Below are 21,993 nucleotides of genomic sequence, written 5' to 3'. Positions count from 1 at the left end.
CGTCCGGGGTCGGGACTACGCTCGGGGCCATGTCCGCCGCCCCGCCGCCGCCCGCCTTCGGCACCGTCCTGCACCACCGCGCCCACGGGATGGCCCCGGGGGAGTCCATCTCCCCGCCGCTGGTCCACGCGAGCGCGTTCCACCTGCCCGGCGCGGACCCGGACGGCGCCCCCACCGCCCCCGGCGCGGACGTGCCTTTCCAGTACGCGCGCTGGGCCACGCCCACCTGGTCCGCGCTCGAGGCCGCCCTGGGCGCGCTGGAGGACGCCGACGTCGCCGTGGTCCCCTCCGGCATGGCCGCGATCGCCGCCGTCCTGCTGCCCCTGCTGCACCCGGGGGACCGCGCCCTCCTGCCCGCGGACGGCTACGGGCCCACCCGCGCCCTCGCCGCCGAGCACCTCACGCCCCGAGGCGTGCACGTGGACCTGGTCGCCACCCAGGGGCTCGCCCATGCGGACCTGAGCGGCTACGACCTGGTGCTCGTGGAGACCCCCTCCAACCCGGGGCTGCGCGTGGCGGACCTGGCGGACGTCGCCGCCCGCGCCCACGCGAACGGCCGCCGGGACGGCGCGGGGGCCCTCGTGGTGGTGGACAACACGCTGCTGACCCCCCTGGGGCAGCGCCCGCTGGAGCTGGGGGCGGACGTGGTCGTGGCCTCGGACACGAAGGCCGTCAACGGGCACACGGACGCCCTCGGCGGGCACGTGGCCAGCCGGGACCCGCAGGTGATGGCGCGGGTGCGCGGCTGGCGGACCCTGGCCGGCGGGATCCTGGGCACCCACGAGGCCTGGCTCATCCACCGCGGTCTCGAGACCCTCGAGGTCCGCTTCGCCCGGATGTGCGCCTCGGCGCAGGCGGTCGCGGAGCTGGCCGCGGGCCACCCAGCGGTGCGCGCCGTGGTCTACCCGGGGCTGGCGGACCACCCGGACGCGGAGGTCGTGGCGCGTCAGATGACGGCGGCGGGCGGCCTCGTCGGGCTGCGGTTCGCGGACGCGGCGGCGGCCGAGCGGTTCATCGCCGCGGCGCAGTACGTGGTGCCGCAGACCAGCTTCGGCGGCACGCACACGGCGGCCGAGCGCCGCGCCCGCTGGGGCGACGACGTCCCGGACGGTTTCGTGCGTCTGTCCGTGGGCGTGGAGCCCACCGCCGAGCTGCTGGCCGACCTGGAACGCGCGATGACCGCCGCGGGCGGCGGGCCGACCGCCTGACCCGCGCCCTCCGCACTTTGTGGGCCGAATACGACTCTCCCGGGGGCTCTGGGGCCCGGGAGAGTCGTATTCGGCCCTGAAAGTGAGCGCCGCCGAGACCTCACCCTGACCCGCGTCCCGGCTACGCTCGCGAACCAGTCCCCGCCGCCCCACCCCAGGAGCCCCCATGCAGCTCGACCTGATCGTGGAGAACGCCCGCCTCATCACCGGCGACCCCGCCCGCCCGTCGGCCTCGCGGCTGGGGGTGTGGCGGGGCGTCGTCGTCGGGGTGGACGAGCAGCTGGACGGCCTCGCGACGCGCGAACGTCTCGACGCGCGGGGGCGCACCGTCCTCGCCGGGTTCAACGACGCCCACGCGCACAGCGTCTGGTTCGGCCAGTCCCGGCTGGACGTGGACCTCGAGGGCGCGCGCACCGCGGAGGAGGTCCACCGCCGGGTCTGCGCCCGCGCCGCCGAGCTCGACCCTGGCGCCTGGGTGACGTGCACCGGCTTCGACCCCGGCCACCTCACCGGCCCCCAGCCGGACCGGGACGGCCTCGACGCCGCCGCCTCCGGGCGCCCGGTGCTCATCCGCCACAACACGGGCCACGCCGTCACGGTGTCCGGGGCGGTGCTGGTCCTGGCCGGCGTGGGGGAGCAGGTGCTGCAGCAGCCCGAGGGCGGGCGGATCCTCACGGACGCCGCCGGCCGGCCCACCGGCCTGTTGGAGGAGACCGCCATGAGCCTGGTGACCCGGCTGCTGCAGCCGGAGTCCCACGAGCACATCGGCGCGTGCCTGGCGCGGGCCTCGCAGGAGTACGCGGCCGAGGGCATCACCTCGGTGACGGATGCGGGGGTGGCCGGCGGGTGGATCGGGCACAGCCCGCTCGAGTTCGGCGCGTATCAGCGCGCCCGGGACGCGGGGCTGCTGCGCACCCGCTTCCAGACGATGGTCACCCTGGACGCGCTGCACCCGGTGGACGGCCATCCCGACGACGGCACGCACCTCACCCTCGACGCCGGCGTGCGCACGGGCGTGGGCGACGAGTGGCTGCAGATCGGGCCGGCGAAGGTGTTCACGGACGGGTCGATGCTCGGACAGACCGCCGCGATGACCGAGGACTACTGCGGCCACGGCCACGGCCGCGGCTACCTACAGCAGGACGCGGGGGAGATGCGCCGAGCGTGCCTCGGTGCGGCGGCCGCCGGCTGGGCGCTGGCCCTGCACGCGATCGGCGACGCCGCCCTCGACTTCGCCCTCGACGTGATCGCCGAGGCGCGGGGCCGGTTCGGGCGGCCCGTGATGCCGCACCGCGTGGAGCACGGCGGGGTGGTCCGCGACGACCAGGTGGCCCGCATGGCCGAGCTGGAGGTCGTGATGGCCACCCAGCCGAACTTCATCAGCGCGTTCGGCGGGTCGGTGCGGGAGCGGATCGGGCCGGAGCGGGCCGCGCTCTCGTACCCGGCCGGGCGGCTGCTGCGCGCGGGCCTGGTGCTGCCCGGCAGCTCGGACCGGCCCGTGGCCGGCGGCCGCCCGCTGGAGGTCATCCAGGACTTCGTGCTGCGCCGCACCGAGACCGGCGAGCAGTACGGCCCGGACGCGGAGCGGCTCACGGTGGCCGAAGCCCTGCACGCCTATACGGTCGGCTCCGCGGAGGCGACCGGCTGGGGCGGCCGCAAGGGACGGCTCGTCGCGGGCCAGCTCGCGGACTTCACGGTGCTCAGCGAGGACCCGCGCGCGGTGCCGAGCGATCAGATCGCGGCGATCGACGTCGTCGCCACCGCCGTGGGCGGGGAGTTCGTGCACGGCGGGCTGTGACGCCCGGCCCCGGTGCCCCGCGACGAGCCCTGCGATATGGCCCCTAAACGCGTGGTTTAGGGGCCATATCGCAGGGCTCGTCATCCAGGGGAGCGGGTGGGGCACGTCCGGTGGCCCGGCGGTCAGCCGTGGCTCTGCTGGGGGGTTGCTCCCTACGCTCGGAGGACGGCGCGCAGACCGCGCGTCGCCCCGAGACCATGAGGAGCACCCCGTGGCGCACGACGACGCGAACACCACCACCACCGACCAGCTCACCCTGCAGGACCCCACGAAGCGCTACCCCGTGATCAGCCCGCCGGAGGAGACGCTGCCCGGCACCGGCCTGGACGCGGAGATGACGCCGAAGGCCGACCTGGGTGAGAAGTCCTACCGCGGCACCGGCCGTCTCGAGGGCCGCAAGGCGCTCATCACCGGCGGTGACTCCGGCATCGGCGCGGCCACCGCGATCGCGTTCGCGCGCGAGGGCGCCGACGTCGTGATCACCTACCTGCCCGAGGAGGAGAAGGACGCCCAGCACGTCCTCGAGGTCCTGCAGGCGGAGGGGCGCACCGCCGTCGGGATCCCCGGCGACCTGCGCGACAAGACGTTCTGCGCCGACCTCGTGGCCCAGGCGGTCGAGAAGCTCGGCGGGCTGGACGTGCTGGTGAACAACGGCGGCAAGCAGGTGGCGCAGGACTCGATCGAGGACATCGACGACGAGCAGCTCGAGGCCACCTTCGACATCAACATCCTGGCCCAGTTCCGCCTGGTCAAGGCCGCCCTGCCGCACCTGAAGCCGGGCTCCACGATCATCAACACCACCTCCGTGGTCGCCTACATGGCCCCGGAGCAGCTGGTGGACTACTCCGCCACCAAGGCCGCCATCAACACCTTCACGAAGGCCCTGGGCCAGCAGCTGGCCCCGAAGGGCATCCGCGTGAACGCCGTCGCGCCCGGTCCGATCTGGACCCCGCTGCAGCCCTCCGGCGGCCAGAAGCCGGAGGCCCTGCCCGAGTTCGGCCAGTCCACTCCGCTGGGCCGCGCCGGGCAGCCCACCGAGCTGGCCCCGGCCTACGTGTTCCTGGCCTCGCCGGAGTCCTCCTATGTGGTGGGCGCGACCATTCCGGTGACCGGCGGCATGCCGACGCCGTGAGGTGAGGCCTGTCAGGCGGGGCGTGTACCCCGCGATAGACAAGGTGACGGTCGTGGTCGCCTCCGGACACCGGAAGCGACCACGACCGTCACCTTGTCTGTGGGGTGGGGCTGCAGGCTCCACAGCCTTGTGCGGAATCACCTGATGGAGCCCGGCGGTGTCGCGCGGAGCCGGCTCAGCGAAGACGCGGAGATCCCGCGTGGTGTGCGTCTGGGCGCAGTTCTCAGGCACAGACCTAGCCTCAACGAAGGGGGTGGGTGACTCTGCGCGACGAAGACGACCCTACGTGAGGACGCGCGTGCTGGGGAGGCGTCCCCATGGCGCGCGGGGTGGGCGGGCCAGAAGATGTACCCCTACTAGCTGATATTAGGTATGTGAATGAGAACTTGCTAAGAGGGTTCCATTATTGACCCTGTGCGCCCGCTCTGCCAGCATCTGTGTTATGCCTCACCGAGGCTTCCGACCACTCGATCTTCGCGCGGGAGGCGGACACGTTAAGCGGGGGCAGCGCCCGATCGAATGGGGCGGCCCCGAGACCAGGACGAAAGGCCGCGTCATGTCTGACTTCGACACCCTGTCCCTCGAGGACCTCCTCGCCGCGTGTGCTCCCGGGGGGAGCACCTCACTCCTGTCGGAGACCCCGCTCCAGCCCGCCGGCGGCCCCGGGGCGGTGATCGCGCCGGCCAAGGTGATCGAGGGCCGGGGTGAGCCCACCTACGCCTACGAGCGTCGGATGGAACTCGACGAGGCCGGCCAGCCGCGACCGGTGTGGACCGTCGTCGTGGACAGCAAGCAGTCGGTCTCCAACCGGGACGAGGACGCCATCATCTCCGCTCGGCGGGATCAGGGGACACCGGAGGGAGAGGCGCTGCGCAAGGTGCCGACCATCGAGGTGCGTTACGGAGAGGCTGTCGAGTCGGATCTCTCCCTGCCTCATCGTGCGTTCGACGGACACATTCGGGCGGCCACCCTTGACGGTGCTCCCGTGACGCAGACCGAGGCCTACCGTGCACTGCGAGACGCCACGAAGCTCGACGCCCGGGCTCTGCTGGACGCCGCACCGACGGCCTTGGTCCTCGGCGCATGGGACTCCACTCGGAAGTCGCATCAGGGCCGCTACCAGTCCTGCATGACGGGTGAGATCATCGGCGTTCTGGCCGACCAGGACCAGGAGGGCGGGGCGCCGCGGACCAATCGGCGCGCAGCTGGCCGTGTGGACCCCGTCGCGGCGAGCGTCAAGCCATCGGCCAAGGACGTTGAGGCACTGGTCAAGGCGCAGGCGGGTGAACTGAGTGCCAAACTGCAGGACAAGGTGCTCGCCGAGGCCAAGAAGAAGGGGGAGACCGGATCGTCCATGTCCACGCTCGGCCTGGGCCACATCCCGCCGGTCCTCGGCGAACTGGGCGGTGTCGCGTGCCGTTCCATCATGCGACGACGCCTCCTGTCCTTTTCCGCGCTCCGTCAGCTCCGCTTCGGCGGCACGACGGAGCAGGACGTGGCGTGCCGCGCCCTGCTCGCGGCCTACGCCCTGCTCGGCATGGCCCTCTCGGACCGCGAGCTGCATCTGCGTGCGAACTGCCATCTGGTCGAATCCGATGAGCCGACCGTGACCCTCGACCTCCGGTACGGCAAGTCCCGGGCGCTCGCCCCCATCACGGACGAGGTGGCCGTCCAGGTGTTCGAAGCGGCGCTGGCGCATGCGGAGTCGGTCGCCGGTGTCGAGTGGAACGGGCAGACCATCCAACTGGTGGGCGACCCGGCGATCCTGGGCGCCGCCAGCACCGACGACGCCGAGGTGTGACCGTGGGCGGACTCGTCATCAGCGCGGACTTCCCGCTGGGCGTCTACACGGGCCACGGGTCGGACGGCGGCGCAGAGCGATTCCCTGATGTCGCGAGGCTCTTCTCGGCCCTCGTGCAGGCGGCCGCTGCGGGGACTCTTTCGACGGGGGATCCTGAGGCTCCGTTCACGGCAGAGTCGTTGGCCGCCCTGGACTGGCTCGAGGAGCATCCGCCGGATGCGTTGGTCCTGCCTGGTCACACGCCCGTGGCACCTGGCGTGCGACGCTTCGCGTACCGGAAGGAGGGGGTCTTCCTCAAGGAGGTCGGCAAGACCAACTACAAAGTGACCGGCCGGCCTGTCTCGGACGGAACTGCGCTCGGCGGCCCCGTGCAGTGGGTCTGGGATGACGGGCCCAGCGGGACGGACACACAGGTCTGCTCAACTCTGGAACAACTCTGCGCGGACGTGCCCCATCTCGGAGAGGCGTCGTCGCCCGTACGTCTGACGGTGCACGAGGGGGAGGGCCTTCCGGCGCCCACGCATCGATGTGACCGGAATGCAAGTCTGCGTGCGGTCCCCGGTGCGGTGCGGCAGGCGATGCCGAATCCCGGACGGAGGGCAGAGCTCGACCGTGCTCACGCGGCAACGACGCTGGGGCGGAAGCCCTCGGCTAGCGGCGACAAGCACACGACGTCGGCGGTGCCGCATGCCGCCCTGCCGCCGCGCGACCACCTCCGGAGCGGGATCTTCGCGTCGGTCGAGCAACACGAACCTGACGTTCCCTGGACCCAGGTGCTGGCGGTCCCCGTCATCGGGGCCAACTCCACTGTCCCTGAAGAGCGGTACGTGAGTGTCTGCGTCGCCCTGCACCGCGCGCTCGTGTCGCGCCTGGGACCCGACGCCCCGCCGGAGATCACCGGCCGTTATGCGCCGTCCGATGCCCCACCGGCCAACCGTGTCGCACTCCACCTGGTGCCGGGGGACCTTCCGGCCCTGCCGTTCTCGGACGGACGGGATCGATTCCTCGTCCTCGTGCCGCGAGGGATGCCCGGGCCCGCCCTGGGGATGCTGGCATCAGCCGTGGCCGGCGTCCGCCGTGTCGTCACCTCAGAGCACCAGCTGACCGTCGCCCCCGAGGAGATCGAGGTGTATGACGGGGCGCAATTCTGGAAGGCCCCGCCCGAGGGTGCGGTGCGGACGTGGGACGCCCAGCCGGCCGTGGTCGTAGAACGACGGCTCAAGTCGAAGCCCCCGATCCGGGACGTCGACCTGGCTGCCGCATGGTCTCTGGGCAATGTGCTCCGCGACCTCGAACCGGCGTTCACGACGAAGGACCCTGTTGCTCGACACGCAGCGGTCGTGGAGAGCGGAGCGCAGCTTCGGGGCAGGGCGTTCCGCACGCTCACGCCGACGGCGTACGTCCACCGTACGGACCGCCGCAGCCCCATCGAGCCGTTCCGCCTCACGCTCACTCTCAGCACCGCCGTGCCTGACCGGGCCATCCTCGCGCTCGGTCAGAGCCGTCATCTGGGCTGCGGACTGCTGGTGCCCACGGACATTCCCGGATCGACCCAGGAGCGGTCATGAACGTCAATGACAAGGCGGCCTTGACCGTCGACATCGATGAGTTCGACGAGTTCTTCGCCGCCGTGAACCAGGGCCGTGAGCCCTACGACTGGCAACGTGCTCTGCTGAGGCAGGTCGTGACAACGGGGCGCTGGCCTGACGCCGTCGTTGCTCCCACAGGCGCCGGTAAATCGAGCGTCCTGGAGGTGCACGTCTTCGCAGTGGCCATGACCCACTCGCCCGGGTGGGATGGGGCCCGGGCCCCTCGCCGCCTCTGGCACGTGGTGGGGCGCCGAGCGCTCGTTGACGACATGGCCTCCCGGGCCGAGGCCGTGTTCGGCCAACTTGCCGAGACCACAGACGTCCCGGGCGATGCGCCATTGAGCCGGGTCGCGGCTGTCCTGAGGCGCATCTCGCCGGCCGGGCAACCGGGCTCGGTGACAACGCTCCGCGGCGGGATCGCGCCGGAGCGCGGATGGCAGGACGACCCGGTCTCCTGCCAGGTGATCTGTGCAACGCCGGACATGGCCGGCAGTCGGCTCCTGTTCCGTGGCTATGGCTCCACCGCAGGAATGCGTCCCCGCGAGGCGGGGCTGATCGCATACGACTCCGTGCTGATCCTGGACGAGGCCCATCTCAACCGGCAGCTGCTCACCACGGCTCGTCGTGTCGCGTCGCTCGCCGGTGAGTCACCTCTCGCCGCTCACGTGCCAGTACTGCAGGTCGTCGAGACGACGGCCACTCCGGCGGGACTCGCGCCGGCCCAGACTTCTATCGGCGTCGAGCTTTCGGACATCCGCACGGGTGCCGTGGGGGAGGCGCTCCTGCGCCGTCTGGATCGTCCGAAGCCAGTCCATCTGCACCTGGACGGCCCCTGGCTCGTTGGGGGCACAGCGCGGGAAACGACGCAGGGAGCGCAGGAGATCGCCCGCATGGCGGCGGACGCCGTGCAGGCGGGACACACCCCCGTGGGGGTCGTCATGAACCGCGTCGCGTCGGCCCTGGCCGTGCACCGTGCCCTCCTCGGTCTCAATGGCGGCCTGGATGTCGCGCTCGTCGTGGGGCCGCGCCGCCGCTGGGAGCAGGCCCTCGAACGATCCCGGACCCCGGATGTCTACGTGGCGACCCAGGCGATCGAAGTCGGCCTCGACCTGGACTTCGGGTTCCTCATCACGGACATCGCGTCGGGATCGGCGCTCGCGCAACGGGCAGGCCGACTCAACCGCACCGGGGCCCGGGAGTCCGCGCCCGTGCATGTGCTCTGCCCGTCCGCCGATCCCACGGCAAAGACGGCGGCCCCTTACGAAGTGCAGGACATCACCGACGCGCTCGAGTGGCTCCGGGACCGCGCAGAGGATCCGAAGGGGGTGAGTCCCGCTGCTCTCCTGGAGCACCCGGCCCCGTCCTCCACCCCGGCCAGGCCCGTCCTCAGCGAGATCGAAGCCGCGCGCGCGGCCCTGTTCAGCCGCACGTCCGAGGCACTGGCCGTCGAACCGGACTTGACGCTGTGGCTGAGGGACTCACTGGACGCGGAAACGGACGTTGTCGTCGTGGGCCGCCGGCTTCCCCGTCTCGGCGAAGACGCTGGAGAGGACTGGTCAGGGCTGGACCAGGCGGAGTCCGCGGCGTTGCTGACGACTGCCCCACCTCAGCCGCATGAGGCCTATCCGGTCACGCTCTCCCGGCTACGCCTGCTGCTCGCCGGGGGCCGCCGCGGGCGGGTGACGCCCGCGTTCGTCCGTCGTGGACGCCAGTGGACCCTCGTGGATCCGGATGCCTCGGGTCACGGGATCGTCCCGGGAGATGTCGTCTGCGTCCCTCACGACTGGGCTGCCACACATCATCACGTCCTGGTTGAGGATGGCCGGGAGCCTGTCGGCGACGTCCTCGACCCGCGGTCTCCGGACGGAACGATGCTCTCGCTCGAGCCGGTAAAGGCCAGTCGGCGCAGGGTGGTGTTCATGACCGGCGTCACCTCGCCTGGCGTGCAGGACTACCTTCGATGTTCCCTGTTGGAGGTCTGCGCGGGCCTGCAGGAGGCGGACATTCCGCTGACCCTCCCCAGCGTGCTGGATGCGCTGGATGATCGGGGACAGTCCGCGTGGCTCACCGCTTATCTCGGCCAGTGGGCGGACCCGGATCTGGCCGCGCGATTCGACGTGAAGGTCCACGTGGGTGGCCGGGCTCCCGACTCGCCGCAGCAGGCGGCATGGGTGGTGTTCGAGCTGCTGGACGCGGCCGATCCTGACGACGCCCAGCTGTCTGCGACAACCGGGCGCAGCCCTGTGTCCCTCGCCGATCACCAGAGGGACGTGGCAGACCGGGCCGGCGAGTTCGCCCAAATTCTCGGCCTGCCGGAGAGTCTGAAGCGGACGTTGACCGTGGCGGGGGCACACCACGACAACGGCAAGAGCGACGAGCGTTACCAAGCCTGGTTGACCCAGGGTGTGGCTGGCGTGGACGAGCCGATGGCGAAGAGTCTGCTGAGCGCCCTGCCTTTCCGTCAGTCACGGTTCCTCCCCGCTGGCTGGCGGCACGAGCAACTGTCCGCCGCGATGCTCCGCGCGCATGCGGACGGGGCGGATGCCTTGGCCGTGCGTCTGGTGGGAACGAGCCACGGGCATGGGCGCGGCACGTTCCTGATGGGGGCGGAGAGTCTTGTCCACCCGGAGGCAGCCCCTCACGTCCGCATGGCCGCGGAGGAACTGTTCGACGTCGGAGTCTGGGACGCACTGGTCCTGTCCGTGGAGCAGACGTGGGGGCTATGGGCTGTGGCCTGGCTCGAGGCGGTACTGCGAGCCGCCGACGTGACGATCTCCAAGGAAGGACGATGAACATGGCCCGCACGACTGAGCCCGTGACGCTGGCAGGCACGTGGGACGTGCTGCTGTCCCATACGGCGCTGCTCGGCGCCGCGATGATCGTGGAGGAGGAACTGGGAGCCGGTGCCGTGCGGCTGCGGTGGACCGACGAGCCGGACTCTCGACCGCAGTTGTGTGGGGCAGGGCTTGATGCCGCGGCCCTTGGCGGCCTCATCCACCGGCATGCGACCCGGCATGTCCAAGACCCGAGGGGCTGGCTGTGCTCCACGGACGCAGTGGCCGGATCGTTGTTCTCGGCCCGGACCAAGATGCCGGCGTCCGAGCACGGGTGGGTCGACCTGCTGCACGATCGCATAGAGGTGGCGCGGCCATTGCGCGGGCTCGACTCGGCTCTCGTGGTGGGCTTGGGGGAGCGGGCCTGGTGGCACAGGACGAGCAAGTTGTTCCGGCCGGACCATGGCGCGGCCGCCTGGGAGATGCGCACCAGGAACAAGGGCATGGAGTTCATCGCGCATTCGCTCCTCCCCACGGGAAGGGCTGTGGCCGGCCGAGCGGTGGAGGCAGTGACCTCGGGCCTTCTCGGGACCACGGTGGAGGACGAACCGGGCAAGAACAAGCCGGATTCCCGCACGGCGACGGGCATGGCCCCCCTGGGGCCGGTGGATGCCGCGCGGGCCTGGGTGGGGCTGTGGGCGCTCGCGGCCTTGCCCGTCTGGGCGGACAGCCACGGGCGGTCCGTTTCGTCCGCTCATATCCCAGCCCGCAGGGAGTCGTTGGCGCGGCTGTTGATGCCGGTGCCGACATCCTGGGTGACGGTGGCGCGGATGCAGGCCGCCTTGCGCTCGCGATACCTGCTCGTGGCGGGGGAAGACGCGACAGGGCCCAGCTTGGGCTCAGCCGAGACGACGGCGGCTCAGGCGATCCTGGAGGAGTGGGGGTTCGCTCAGATCCTGAGCTTCCCCGTGAACGTCACCGGCAGTGCGTCAGCCCCGGAGCGGCGCACTCTCGCGGCGAGGGCGCTGAGATGACTGAGCACGACACGGGGAGCCGTATGCTGACTCGCTGCCAATCAGTCTGGTCGCGCACTGGAGTTTCTGCCCGCGTCGGGCATGGCTCGAGGCCATGGACGAGAAAGCGCCGAAGGTGGCGCAGATCCAGCAGGGAGTGGCGGACCATGCGCGGGTGGACGTGCCCACCACACGTGAGGCTCAGACGATGCGCGGCATCGACGTGCGCGACCCGTCTCTCGGCCTCCACGGGCGAGTCGACCGGGTCGAGCGACTCCCGTCGGGGCGTCTTCGCGTCGTCGAGCACAAAGCCACCCCGGTGAAGCGAGCTGTCCGAATCAACGACGCCAATCGTCTGCAGCTGGTACTGCAGACGATGGCGCTCGAATCCCAGGGGAACACGGTGGAGGACGCCGAGGTGTACTTCACCACCCATCATCGGCGAGTCCCGGTCGAGATCTCGGCTGCGGACCGAAAGGCCGCCCGTGATGCAGTGGCATCGGCTCGGTCCGTGGTCAACGGGGAGACCGCTCCGGCACCGTTACTGGGCGACCCGAGGTGCATGCGGTGCTCCCACGCCTCCGTCTGTCTCCCTGAGGAACGGCAGGAAGAAGAAGTGCTGTCCCGAATCGTCCCGCCGGACCCTGCCGGCGAGACCCTGCACCTCACTGTGCCGGGGAGTCGAGCGAGCATGTCGGCCGGGCGGATCACGGTGGTGAAGGGCGATGAGCGGCTGGCCAGCATCCCTTTGGAGCGGGTGTTGGCCGTCGTGGTGCACGGCAACGTCGACCTCTCAGGAGCGTTGCTGCGGGAGCTGATGTGGCGAGGCCTTCCCTGTGTCTGGTGCACGGGGGCGGGGCGCGTCGTCGGGTGGACCAATGGAGTCAAGCCGCCGAATGGCGGCGCACGCTTCCGTCAGTTCGCGGCATCGGCCGAAGGCCGAGTGGACATCGCTCGCGAGTTCGTGGTGGCCAAGGTCGCGAACCAGGCCACGATCCTCCGGCGTTTCGGAGGCATGCCAGCTGTGGTCAAGCGTCTTCGATCGGCGACGCGACAGGCGAGCACGGCGACGTCCACCGGCCAGTTGTTTGGAATCGAGGGCCGGGCCGCCGCAGAGTATTTCGCAGGATTCCCGGGGCTGCTGGCGCCAGGTGTGGACGCGGGCGTGGCTGAGTCCTTCCCCGGTCGGGTCGGGCGAGGGGCCACCGACCCATTGAACATCGCCTTGAACTACGGGTATGGGATGCTCCTGTCCGAGGTGATCCGTGCGGTCCTAGCCTGCGGCCTGGACCCGCATGCCGGGGTGCTGCACTCCAGCGGACGGAACAAGCCGGCCCTGGCGCTGGACCTGATGGAGGAGTTCCGTCCGCCCGTGGTCGATTCCGCCATCCTGGCCGCGTTCAACAATGGCGAGTTGGGGCGACTGTCTTTCACTCATGTGCTCGGCGGCGCGCGGCTCACCCAGACCGGCCGGCGCAAAGTGATCGCGGCGGTGGAACGGCGTCTCGGGACGGAGTTCAAGCACCCCGTCTTCGGATACAGAGTGACGTGGCGCCGCGCGATAGAGGTTCAGGCGAGGATGTTCCTCGGCGTCCTGGACGGCTCGCAGGAGGTCTACAAGGGGGTGCGAGTCCGTTGAGTGCCCGGGATCGTCTCCGGAGGCGGCTCATCGCCTATGACATTCCTGACGACCGCCGCAGATCCCGGGCGGCCCGCGTCCTCGAAGGGTACGGAGATCGAGTCCAATATTCGGTCTTCGTGGTGGATGCCTTGCCCGCCCAGTTCGTCTCCCTCCAGGCAGCCCTCGAAGCGGTGCTGGATCCGGGCGAGGACAGCGTGCTGGTCTGCGACCTCGGCCTGACGGCCACGCTTGGCGCAGAGCAGTTCAGCTTTCTGGGTCGATCACGCGAGATCACTGTGGATGGGCCCATCATCATCTGAAGCGACCCAGGGACCTTCGCGAGGGCTCCGTCGATGTCCGGAATCCGGCGAGCCGTCGCATCAGAAAAGGGCTTGTCAGCCCACGGTTTATGGGCCGAGGCCGATAAGCAGGGCGCTTCACGGATGCCTCTTGAGCCCAGGGCTCGCCGAAGGTCGCGTCTGCCCATGTCAAAGGGCTGTAATCTGAGGTGCTGTCTCCGCTCCTTTGGGGAGCGGACTTCGTTGAGGCTGCAGCGCCGGGTCCACGCACTGCGCCCCATACGCGTCTCCGCTCCTTTGGGGAGCGGACTTCGTTGAGGCGTGTGAGCGCCGCGCGTGCCCCACCGATCCGCGACGTCTCCGCTCCTTTGGGGAGCGGACTTCGTTGAGGCCCGGAGCCGCCTGTGGGTGTGCTCACGGCGGAGTGGCTGTCTCCGCTCCTTTGGGGAGCGGACTTCGTTGAGGCGCCAAACCCGTGGTGTGCCCCGCCGTCGAGCCGCTTGTCTCCGCTCCTTTGGGGAGCGGACTTCGTTGAGGCCCGCGTGGAGCCGTCGTCGCCCACCGTGGGCGCGTGGTCTCCGCTCCTTTGGGGAGCGGACTTCGTTGAGGCTGGCGGGACTACCAGGGCGTCTGGCATCTCGGCCCCCGTCTCCGCTCCTTTGGGGAGCGGACTTCGTTGAGGCAACCCCCACGCCGACCCGTGGTCCCCCCACTACGACGGTCTCCGCTCCTTTGGGGAGCGGACTTCGTTGAGGCCCGTCACGAGTGGAGGTTGACGGAAAGTTCACTGGTCTCCGCTCCTTTGGGGAGCGGACTTCGTTGAGGCACGCCGATGACGACGAGGAGCCCGCCGGTGGGGCCGGTCTCCGCTCCTTTGGGGAGCGGACTTCGTTGAGGCGGGTCGCGGGTGCGGAGCATCACGACGGAGGACGTCCGGTCTCCGCTCCTTTGGGGAGCGGACTTCGTTGAGGCGTGTCCGTCCTCCGCTTCCACATCGACTCCGGGAAGGTCTCCGCTCCTTTGGGGAGCGGACTTCGTTGAGGCGGCGACGGCATGGGTGGCAAGGGGTCCAACGGCGTCAGTCTCAGCTCGGGTCTCCGCTCCTTGGGGAGCGGACTTCGTTAGCGCTCTAGGTCTGAGGCGGGGTAGGACTCAGGCCGCCTGCCTGCCCTGGTCAATTCGCTAGAGCGCGTCGAGGGGCGAGGCGCCTCGGCGGGGTCGACTCGCGGACATGACGTCCCCGAGCGTGGTGACGCGTTCTCGAGGCCTTGGATGTGGCTCCACGGAGTGGGCATCAGCAGCAAATCTGCTGTCTCGAGGCCAAGGCTGTGTGCGAGTCGGGGGACTGCCACGCCCTGGGCCAATGCTCGGCGCATGGCGTTACGTGCTGTCCCGCGTTGAAGTTCATCGGGCATCTCCACTGCCCGCATGCGCGACCGGCGCGCAGCCAGCTGCAACAAATTTTCGGCGACGGGCGCGGTCTATATCAACGGGGCCGTCTAACCCTCGGGAAGCAGTCGGTCCCGTCTCGCCCCTCACACCACCAGGGACAGGAACGCGCCGAGCGCGAAGCCGACCACGGTGAGCAGCCCGGCCTTCTCCCCGCCCTTCTCGCGGGCCTCGGGGATCATCGTGTCGATCAGCATGACCAGCAGGGCGCCGGCCGCGAAGCCCTGGATGCCGCCGGTCAGGGCGGGGGAGGCGCCGTCGGCGATCAGCCCGCCGCCCCACGTCGCCAGGGCGCAGACCACCGTCACGAGCGACCACTGGATCAGCAGGTGGCGGCGCGTCTTGCCGCCGTCGAGGGAGTCGGCCGTGGCGGCGATGGACTCGGGCAGGTTGGACATGAAGATCGCCACGAGCAGCGCGAGGGACACGCCCTCGCCCGCGGCCAGCCCGATGCCCAGCACGATCTGTTCCGGGATGCCGTCCAGCAGCGCGCCCACGGTCAGCGCCGCACCCGAGGACGAGCCCCCGGACCTCGCGGCGGAGCGCTCCACCGCGCGGTCGCCGAGGAAGTAGGCGGCCGCGCCGAGCGTCAGCCCGATGCCGACGGCGGCAGGTCCGGCCGCCTGCACGCCCGCCTCCGCGAGCTCGAAGGGCACGGACGCGATCAGGGCGCCGGCGCCGAAGGCGAGCACGAGTCCGATCGTGCCCATGTGCCAGCGGCGCAGGGTCGCCAGGACGGCGCCCACGAGCAGGGAGGACGCGGCGACGGCGCCCCACATCAGGGTCATCACGCGTGCCAGGCTACGCGCTGACCGGGGGCGACGCCGGGCCGCCGCCTCAGCTCACCGCACGACCTCGTCCGCCTCGCCCGTGAGACCGAGCTTCTCGGCCACGTAGTCCACGTCCTTGTCCCCGCGGCCGGAGAGGTTGACGAGGATCCGCTCGTCCCGGCCCATCTGCGGGGCGAGGCGGATCGCGTGCGCCACGGCGTGCGCGGACTCGAGCGCGGGGATGACGCCCTCGAGCCTCGTGAGCCGCTGGAACGCGTCGAGCACGGCCGCGTCGTCCTCGGCCACGTACCGGACACGGCCGACGCGCGCGAAGTGGGCGTGCTGTGGGCCGACGCCCGGGTAGTCCAGGCCCGAGGCGATCGAGTGCACGGGATCCGGGGTGCCGTCGTCGTCGGCGAGGACGAGGGTGGCCATGCCGTGGAGGACGCCGTCGCGGCCCTGGGTCATGGTCATCGCGTGCTCGCCCTTGGTCGCGGAGCGGCCGCCGGGCTCGACGCCCACGAGCGCGACGTCGGCGTCGTCGAGGAACGCGGTGAACGCGCCCATCGCGTTGGAGCCGCCGCCCACCGCGGCGACGACGGCGCTCGGCAGCGCCCCGAACCGCTCCTGGAATTGGGCGCGGGCCTCGCGGCCGACCACGGACTGGAAGTCGCGGATCATCGTGGGGAACGGGTGCGGGCCCACCACGGAGCCGATCGCGAAGAGGTACTTCTCCGGGTCCGCCGCGTACACCTCGAACGCCGAGTCCACGGCCTCCTTCAGGGAGCGGCCCTCGCGCTCCACCGAGACCACCTTCGTGCCGAGCAGGCGCATGCGCACCACGTTGGGGTGCTGCTTGGCCACGTCGATCGCGCCCATGTGGATCTCGCAGTCGAGGCCGACCATCGCGGCCGCCGTCGCCAGGGCCACGCCGTGCTGGCCGGCGCCGGTCTCCGCGATCAGGCTGCGCTTGCCCATGCGCTTGGCGAGCAGCGCCTCGCCGATCGTGTGGTTGATCTTGTGGGCGCCGGTGTGGTTCAGGTCCTCGCGCTTGAGCACGATCCGTGCGCCGCCGAGCTCGTCGGAGAGGCGGTCCAGCGGGGTCAGGGGGGAGGGACGCCCGACGGCGTCGCGCAGCAGGCGTCGGTATTCAGCGTAGAACTCGGGGTCGGTGCGCGCCTCGGCGTACGCGCGGGCAACCTCGGCCATGGGGCCGGCCAGCTGCGGGGGCAGGTGGGCGCCGCCGTACTGGCCGAACATGCCGTCCGCGGAGACGTCCAGGTCCGGGGTGGTGACGAGGTCGCAGGCCTCGGCGAGGGTGCGGGGCTCGGGGGCGCCTCTCAGGGCGTTGTCCTCGGGGTTGCGGTGGGTCATCGGGGGTCCTCCTGGGATGGGGCCCGCCGGAGCCGCTCATGGCCGAGCCGCCCGGCAGGCGAGCGGCTCGTCGTGTCAGATGCGCATGACCGGGGCCGCCCTCAGGCGGTCCACCACTGCTGCGCGCGCATCTGCATGGGGCCAGCGTACTGCACATCGGGCGGCGTGGGTCTCACCATGTGATTGCAAATCTCAGAATATGGACATCGCTCCCCGTCTCAGTGAATCGCGATTCACCCTGGATCCATGACCATCACCGCCGTCGACACCCCGTCCCTGACCGCCGAGGCCGCCGCTGTGCTCGCCGCCACTCCGGGCATGCGGTACGCCGAGTTCCTCACCGCCGCCCCCGCAGTGCCCGGCATCGTGGCCGTGGTGGCCGAGGAGTCAGCCCGTGCCGCCCTGGGCCTCACCCCCGCCGCCGGTGATGTCCTCGCCGTCGACGTGGCCGACGAGAGCCTGCAGTGCCGCGAGGTGCGCGCCGCCTTCCAGTCCGGTCGTACCGGCGTCTCACCGCTGCGCCAGGCGTTCGCCGCCCTGCTGGCGGGCGAGCTCGGCCTGGATGTGGAGCGCACCAGCCCGGGTGCGGCGGGGGTGGGCTTCGCCCTCACCCCGGAGTCCGAGGAGACGCTCACGGCGTGGATGCGGGAGCACCTGACGCTGCGCGCCTGGGTCGCCCAGGACGCCTCCGCCCTCGAGGGGGTCGCCCGAGAGGTGGCCGCCGATCTCGCCCCGGCCCTGCAGCCGGGCGCTCTGGAGGCCCCTGTGGCGCAGCGGGTCGCGGCCATGAGGGCCTCCGCCCGCCGTTCCGCCACGCTCTGAGCCGGCCGGGCGCCGGAGGCGACGCCCTCGTCCGTGGCGCTCGGTCTCGTCGTGCCGGGAGATCACCCCGAGTCCGCTGACAGGATGGGTGCATGAAGCACGAGATCGTCCTCACCCGCGGGGACCTCACCCTGCGCCCCCTCTCACCCACCGACGGCCCCGCCCTGCGCGAGCTCGTCGACGCGGTCATGTGGGCGGGGAACAGCGCGCCCCTGCCGGTGGACGGTGCGGCCATGTCCGCGCACCTCGCCGAGCTGATCGAGCGGGAGGGCACCTTCGCGTTCGCCGTCGAGCAGGGCGGGGAGCTGGTGGGGCGCACGAGCCTCTATGACCTGGTGCCGGGGCTGCGGGTGGAGGTGGGGCACACGGTCTACGCCCGTCGGGTGTGGGGCACCTCCGTGAACCCCGGCTGCAAGCTGCTGTTGTTCGGGCACGCGTTCGAGGAATGGACGCTGGAGCGGGTGGCCCTGCGCTGCGACCACCGCAACGCCCGTTCGCACGCCGCCATCGCCCGTCTGGGGGCGACGTTCGAGGGCACTCTGCGCCGCTTCCGTCCGGCGGCGGACGGCACGATCGCCGACGTCGACTACTTCAGCGTGGTGCGCGAGGAGTGGCCCGCGGTGCGCGCCGGGCTCGAGGCGCGCCTGGCCGCCTAGGGGTGTAGAACGGGGGGATGCCACCCGCATCCTCTGCCCCGTCCGCAGAGCGCGGACGCTCCCGCCCCCGCCCGGCCGACGTCGCCGCCCGCCCGGACGCCCCCTCCCCGCGGGCGACCGCCCTGCTGTTCGCTCTCGCGGTGGCCGCCGGCTCCGTGATGCCGCTGCAGGGCCGCATCAACTCCCGCCTCGCCCACCTGACGGGCGACCCCGTCCTCGCCGCGCTGTGCTCCTTCGCGGCGGGCCTGGTCGTCATGGTGCTCGTGAGCGTGCTGACGCCGCGGGGCCGCCGGGGCCTGGCCCGCATCCGCCCGGCCCTGGCCGCGGGGTCCGTGCGCCCGTGGTACGCGGTGGCGGGCGTGATCGGCGGGCTCCTGGTGCTCACCCAGTCCGCGACGATCGGCCCCCTCGGCGTGGCCGTGTTCACGGTCGCCGTGGTCACCGGGCAGGTGGTCGGCGGAATGGTCGTGGACCGGTTCGGGCTCAGCCCCGCCGGGGTGCAGCGCCTGACGCCGCGGCGCCTCACGGGGGCGGCGCTCGCCCTGGCCGCGGTCGCCCTCGTGGTGTGGCCCTCGCTCGGCGAGGCCGGCGGCGGGCCCGGCTGGGCGCTGCTGGCCCTGCTGCCCCTGCTGACCGGTCTGGCCACCGCCGGGCAGCAGGTGTTCAACGCCCGTCAGACCACGGCCTACGGCACCGCCATCCCGGCGACCCTGGTCAACTTCACTGCCGGCGTCCTCTTCCTCGGGGTCGTGTGGGGCGGGATCGCCCTGGCCTCCGGCCACGGCATGCCCGCGCTGCCGCACGACTGGCGGCTCTACCTCGGCGGCCCGCTGGGGTGCGTGTTCATCGGGGTGGGCGCCATGGTCGTCCCGCGCCTGGGCGTCTTCGCCGCCACCCTCGGCCTGGTCTCGGGCAACCTCCTGGGCTCCCTCGTGGTGGACCTGGTGGCCCCCACCGACGGATCCACGGTCACCACGACGACGGTGCTGGGCACCCTGGGCGCCCTCGCCGCCGTCATGCTCGCGTCCTGGCCGGCGCGGCGCCGGTAGCGCCGCCCGCGGCGGCAGGCCGCCGTCACCGCGCGGGACTCAGGCGCGGGCCACGGTCCCTCGCCGCCCGTGCCGGCGTCCGTGCATCACGAAGTAGTACCCGGCGGCGACCACCAGCACGCCCGCCAGGGCCTCGTACATGGCGCCGTAGCCGGCCGAGGCCACGAGCCCGCCGAGGAGCACGGGACCCAGGCCCAGCCCCACGTCCGCGAACAGCATGAGGGTGGAGATGCCGGCGCCGAGCTGGTGGGAGGGCACCGCGTTCACGGCGATCGCCTGGGCCGCGGGCATGAGCGTGCCGTAGCCGAGGCCGCTCAGCGCCCCGGCCAGCACCACCTGCCAGTCGCGCGTGGCGAAGGCCAGCACCAGGAGCGCGGCCGTGAAGCAGAGGAGTGCGGGGTAGACGACGGCGTCGTCTCCCCGGCGGTCCTGGAGGGTGCCCAGGGTGAGGCGCATGACGAGCATCGCCGCGGCGTAGGCCAGGAAGAAGAGGCCGGCGCCGGCTGTGAGCCCGCGCTCCACCGAGTAGGCGTTCAGGTAGGTGAGGATCCCGGCGTAGCTCAGGCCCACCAGCAGCATGAAGCCGCTGATCGGCAGCACCGCCGGGTGCAGCACCGAGCGCAGGCGGAAGCCCACCGCGGGGGCGGGGTGCTCCAGGGGGACCTCGCCGGCGGCGCGCTCGCCGTCGACACCCGCCGCGGCGGGTGCCTCGCGCACCAGCAGGCCCAGCACGAGGCTGACCACCGTGATCCCCAGAGTCACCCGGAACAGCCACGCGTAGCCGATGGAGCCGGCGAGGAACAGCCCCAGGGCGGGGCCGATCGCGGTGGCCAGGGTGGTGCCCAGCGCGAGGTGGCCGGTGGCCTCCGCGCGTCGCCCGTCGGGGATGGCCGCCTGGGCCAGGGCCATGACGGCGGTGCTCGCGAAGGCGTAGCTGGCGCCGTGGAGCATGCGCACCGCCACGAGGGCCGGCAGCGAGGAGGCGACGAGGTAGAGCGTGCAGGACAGTGCGACGGCGACCAGGGCCGCCACCAGGACGCGGCGCTTGCCGAAGCGGTCCACCACGTGGCCGGTGACCACGCGGCTGAGGGTGGCGCCGATGACGAAGGCGCTCGAGGCCAGCCCCGCCCCGGCGTCCGAGGCGGCGAACTGCCGGACCGCGTACAGGGCCATGGTGGTGACCAGGGCGTAGAACGCGAGGAACTGGAGGAAGGAGACCACCCAGGCGAGGACGAAGGTGGGGGAGGCGATGCGTTCTCGCTCGGCGATTTGCATGATGCAAAAGGTAGCATCGTTTGCATGATGCAATTACCTGAGGGGGCGTGGGCCGACCCGGTCCGCGGGATCATGTACGAGCACATGCTCCTGCTGCGGGTGGCCGCGCAGGGGGTGGCCCCCTACGGCCGGTCGAGCGCGCTCGAGCGCAGCGCCACCGTGCTGCTCGCCCGCCTGGAGGCGGGCGGGGCCATGAGCGTCGCCGAGCTGGCCGAGGCCTTCGACCTCGACGTCTCCACCGTCCACCGGCAGGTGGCCGCCGCCATGAAGGCCGGCCTCGTCGAGCGGGTGGCGGACCCCGACGGCGGCTCCGCCCGGCTGCACCGTCCCACGGAGGAGGGACGCGCCCGCCTTGCCGCGGAGCTGAGCTCCCGGGCGGACAACGTGGCGCAGATCGTCGCCTCCTGGCCCGCCGAGGACGTCGTCGAGTTCAGCAGGCTCCTGCGGCGTTTCAACGAGGGGGCGGAGGAGCGCCGGGGCCACCCGTGGCCCCGGCCGCAGACGGGCCCCGGTGCGGAGGACCCCCGGCCCTGAGCACCGCTCCCGCCCTCAGGCGCGACGGATGCGGGAGGCCAGCGCGGCCGACTCCGCCGGGTCCAGCACGGCCGCCGGATGCGGCCCCGCCGCGGCGAGGCGTTCCGGGCAGCCGGCCTCTCCCAGCGGCGCCCCCGCGGCCAGCACGACGTTGCCCCAGTCCAGGCGCTCCAGCATCCCCTGGTCCGCGAGCGTCCACGGGCCGGGCACCCCGGCCTCGGCGGCCGCCTCCTCGAGGGCGCCCAGCTCGGCGCCCAGGAAACGCAGGCCGGCGTCGTCGCCGATGTTCACCAGCAGCACCCCGCCCGCCGTCAGCAGCTCGAGCAGCTCCTCGTAGAACACGGCGCCGCGCAGGTGCTCGGCGCCCTCCTCGCCGGTGCCGATGTCCAGCACGACGGCGTCGAACCGCTCCCCGTCCATCGCGAGGTCGACGGCGGCCAGGCGCGCGTCCGCGACCACGGAGACGAGGTCCGTGCCCGCCGGCAGGGGCAGCTCGGCGAGCACGAAGGACACGAGCTCCCGGTCCAGGTCGACCACCGTCTGCTCCGAGCCGGGTCGGGTCGTCTGGAGGTAGCGCGGCAGGGTCAGCGCGCCCGCGCCGAGGTGCAGGACCCGCACCGGCGCGCCCGCCGGAGCGACGCCGTCGAGCACGTGGGCCATGCGGCGCAGGTACTCGTAGCGGATGCGAGCGGGGTCGGCCAGGTCCACGTGGGACTGGACGGCCCCGCCGATCTCCAGGACGAACCCGCCGAACTCGTCGGGGGCGATGCGGGCGTCCACGCCCGACGTGGACAGGTGGACGGTGCGGCCGGAGGGGGAGGGCTGGGCG

The 21,993-nt window shown here is 71.9% G+C and carries 17 protein-coding genes and 1 CRISPR repeat array; of the genes, 13 read left to right on the top strand and 4 right to left on the bottom strand.

The window, feature by feature from the left end; all coding sequences use genetic code 11:
- Positions 1 to 29: 29 nt before the first annotated feature.
- The 9 genes from CITRIK5_RS09875 (at position 30) to cas2 (ending at position 13,256) form a co-directional block, all read left to right on the top strand.
- Positions 30 to 1,208 (top strand): cystathionine gamma-lyase, encoded by a 1,179-nt coding sequence (locus tag CITRIK5_RS09875; protein WP_020627041.1) that lies wholly within the window; start codon positions 30 to 32, stop codon positions 1,206 to 1,208.
- Positions 1,209 to 1,374: 166 nt separating this feature from the next.
- Complete coding sequence (locus tag CITRIK5_RS09870; protein ID WP_123244417.1) at positions 1,375 to 3,006, top strand: amidohydrolase; 1,632 nt, start codon at positions 1,375 to 1,377, stop codon at positions 3,004 to 3,006.
- A 211-nt stretch (positions 3,007 to 3,217) separates the two neighbouring features.
- Positions 3,218 to 4,138 (top strand): SDR family oxidoreductase, encoded by a 921-nt coding sequence (locus CITRIK5_RS09865; RefSeq protein WP_101967771.1) that lies wholly within the window; start codon positions 3,218 to 3,220, stop codon positions 4,136 to 4,138.
- 556 nt (positions 4,139 to 4,694) lie between these two features.
- Entirely contained in the window at positions 4,695 to 5,939 is a 1,245-nt protein-coding gene (gene cas7u / locus CITRIK5_RS09860; protein ID WP_123244418.1) for a type I-U CRISPR-associated RAMP protein Csb1/Cas7u, read from the top strand.
- Between the two features lie 2 nt (positions 5,940 to 5,941).
- The gene (csb2, locus tag CITRIK5_RS09855) at positions 5,942 to 7,507 is read left to right on the top strand and encodes a type I-U CRISPR-associated protein Csb2 (protein ID WP_158604225.1); all 1,566 of its coding nucleotides are present in this window, start codon (positions 5,942 to 5,944) and stop codon (positions 7,505 to 7,507) included.
- Positions 7,504 to 10,320: a type I-U CRISPR-associated helicase/endonuclease Cas3 gene (cas3u, locus tag CITRIK5_RS09850; protein WP_123244420.1), complete on the top strand. Its 2,817-nt coding sequence runs from the start codon at positions 7,504 to 7,506 to the stop codon at positions 10,318 to 10,320. The genes csb2 and cas3u overlap by 4 nt, the downstream gene beginning before the upstream one ends.
- A gap of 2 nt (positions 10,321 to 10,322) precedes the next feature.
- Entirely contained in the window at positions 10,323 to 11,336 is a 1,014-nt protein-coding gene (locus CITRIK5_RS09845; RefSeq protein WP_123244421.1) for a hypothetical protein, read from the top strand.
- A 34-nt stretch (positions 11,337 to 11,370) separates the two neighbouring features.
- A complete protein-coding gene (gene cas1, locus CITRIK5_RS09840; protein ID WP_313958679.1) occupies positions 11,371 to 12,954 on the top strand; it encodes a CRISPR-associated endonuclease Cas1 in 1,584 nt (527 codons plus the stop codon).
- Complete coding sequence (gene cas2 / locus CITRIK5_RS09835; protein ID WP_236557175.1) at positions 12,864 to 13,256, top strand: CRISPR-associated endonuclease Cas2; 393 nt, start codon at positions 12,864 to 12,866, stop codon at positions 13,254 to 13,256. The genes cas1 and cas2 overlap by 91 nt, the downstream gene beginning before the upstream one ends.
- A gap of 193 nt (positions 13,257 to 13,449) precedes the next feature.
- Positions 13,450 to 14,363: a CRISPR direct-repeat array (repeat unit 36 nt; unit sequence GTCTCCGCTCCTTTGGGGAGCGGACTTCGTTGAGGC).
- Positions 14,364 to 14,770: 407 nt separating this feature from the next.
- On the opposite strand, the gene CITRIK5_RS09830 is transcribed toward cas2, so the two are convergent.
- On the bottom strand, positions 14,771 to 15,472 hold the full coding sequence (locus CITRIK5_RS09830) for a hypothetical protein (protein ID WP_165381391.1): 702 nt from the start codon (positions 15,470 to 15,472) through the stop codon (positions 14,771 to 14,773).
- A gap of 54 nt (positions 15,473 to 15,526) precedes the next feature.
- Positions 15,527 to 16,828, bottom strand: coding sequence for a tryptophan synthase subunit beta (trpB, locus tag CITRIK5_RS09825; RefSeq protein WP_199727643.1), 1,302 nt, complete (start codon positions 16,826 to 16,828; stop codon positions 15,527 to 15,529).
- A gap of 246 nt (positions 16,829 to 17,074) precedes the next feature.
- Here trpB and CITRIK5_RS09820 point away from each other — a divergent pair, with 246 nt between their 5' ends.
- The 3 genes from CITRIK5_RS09820 to CITRIK5_RS09810 all read left to right on the top strand — a co-directional run bounded on the left by CITRIK5_RS09820 (position 17,075) and on the right by CITRIK5_RS09810 (position 19,355).
- Positions 17,075 to 17,650 carry a hypothetical protein gene (locus CITRIK5_RS09820; RefSeq protein ID WP_069941221.1) on the top strand — a complete coding sequence of 192 codons (576 nt, stop codon included), beginning with the start codon at positions 17,075 to 17,077 and terminating at the stop codon, positions 17,648 to 17,650.
- Between the two features lie 92 nt (positions 17,651 to 17,742).
- Positions 17,743 to 18,306, top strand: a complete 564-nt coding sequence (locus tag CITRIK5_RS09815) for a GNAT family N-acetyltransferase (protein ID WP_044659345.1) — start codon at positions 17,743 to 17,745, stop codon at positions 18,304 to 18,306.
- A 17-nt stretch (positions 18,307 to 18,323) separates the two neighbouring features.
- Positions 18,324 to 19,355: a DMT family transporter gene (locus CITRIK5_RS09810; protein WP_082067598.1), complete on the top strand. Its 1,032-nt coding sequence runs from the start codon at positions 18,324 to 18,326 to the stop codon at positions 19,353 to 19,355.
- 39 nt (positions 19,356 to 19,394) lie between these two features.
- Here CITRIK5_RS09810 and CITRIK5_RS09805 read toward each other — a convergent pair whose 3' ends face one another.
- The gene (locus CITRIK5_RS09805; protein WP_123244466.1) at positions 19,395 to 20,630 is read right to left on the bottom strand and encodes an MFS transporter; all 1,236 of its coding nucleotides are present in this window, start codon (positions 20,628 to 20,630) and stop codon (positions 19,395 to 19,397) included.
- Between the two features lie 24 nt (positions 20,631 to 20,654).
- Between CITRIK5_RS09805 and CITRIK5_RS09800 the strand changes: the two genes are divergently transcribed.
- Positions 20,655 to 21,164, top strand: a complete 510-nt coding sequence (locus CITRIK5_RS09800) for a MarR family winged helix-turn-helix transcriptional regulator (protein WP_123244465.1) — start codon at positions 20,655 to 20,657, stop codon at positions 21,162 to 21,164.
- A 15-nt stretch (positions 21,165 to 21,179) separates the two neighbouring features.
- On the opposite strand, the gene CITRIK5_RS09795 is transcribed toward CITRIK5_RS09800, so the two are convergent.
- Positions 21,180 to 21,993, bottom strand: an 814-nt coding sequence (locus CITRIK5_RS09795; protein ID WP_236557174.1) for a spermidine synthase, incomplete at its 5' end; no start/stop codon positions are given.

Source organism: Micrococcus sp. 116 (genome assembly GCF_902506395.1).
Classification (GTDB): domain Bacteria; phylum Actinomycetota; class Actinomycetes; order Actinomycetales; family Micrococcaceae; genus Micrococcus; species Micrococcus luteus.
The sequence above is the reverse complement of the archived record's forward strand: the minus strand, read 5'-3'. Positions and strand labels throughout refer to the sequence as shown.

Excerpts from the sequence above, each read along its gene's own strand:
- CITRIK5_RS09830 (WP_165381391.1), bottom strand. The coding sequence starts at position 15,472 with ATGACCCTGATGTGGGGCGCCGTCGCCGCGTCCTCCCTGCTCGTGGGC.
- CITRIK5_RS09875 (WP_020627041.1), top strand. The coding sequence starts at position 30 with ATGTCCGCCGCCCCGCCGCCGCCCGCCTTCGGCACCGTCCTGCACCAC.
- CITRIK5_RS09805 (WP_123244466.1), bottom strand. The coding sequence starts at position 20,630 with ATGCAAATCGCCGAGCGAGAACGCATCGCCTCCCCCACCTTCGTCCTC.
- CITRIK5_RS09800 (WP_123244465.1), top strand. The coding sequence starts at position 20,655 with ATGATGCAATTACCTGAGGGGGCGTGGGCCGACCCGGTCCGCGGGATC.
- CITRIK5_RS09820 (WP_069941221.1), top strand. The coding sequence starts at position 17,075 with ATGACCATCACCGCCGTCGACACCCCGTCCCTGACCGCCGAGGCCGCC.
- cas7u (WP_123244418.1), top strand. The coding sequence starts at position 4,695 with ATGTCTGACTTCGACACCCTGTCCCTCGAGGACCTCCTCGCCGCGTGT.
- CITRIK5_RS09845 (WP_123244421.1), top strand. The coding sequence starts at position 10,323 with ATGGCCCGCACGACTGAGCCCGTGACGCTGGCAGGCACGTGGGACGTG.
- trpB (WP_199727643.1), bottom strand. The coding sequence starts at position 16,828 with ATGACCCACCGCAACCCCGAGGACAACGCCCTGAGAGGCGCCCCCGAG.
- CITRIK5_RS09810 (WP_082067598.1), top strand. The coding sequence starts at position 18,324 with ATGCCACCCGCATCCTCTGCCCCGTCCGCAGAGCGCGGACGCTCCCGC.
- CITRIK5_RS09870 (WP_123244417.1), top strand. The coding sequence starts at position 1,375 with ATGCAGCTCGACCTGATCGTGGAGAACGCCCGCCTCATCACCGGCGAC.
- cas3u (WP_123244420.1), top strand. The coding sequence starts at position 7,504 with ATGAACGTCAATGACAAGGCGGCCTTGACCGTCGACATCGATGAGTTC.
- CITRIK5_RS09815 (WP_044659345.1), top strand. The coding sequence starts at position 17,743 with ATGAAGCACGAGATCGTCCTCACCCGCGGGGACCTCACCCTGCGCCCC.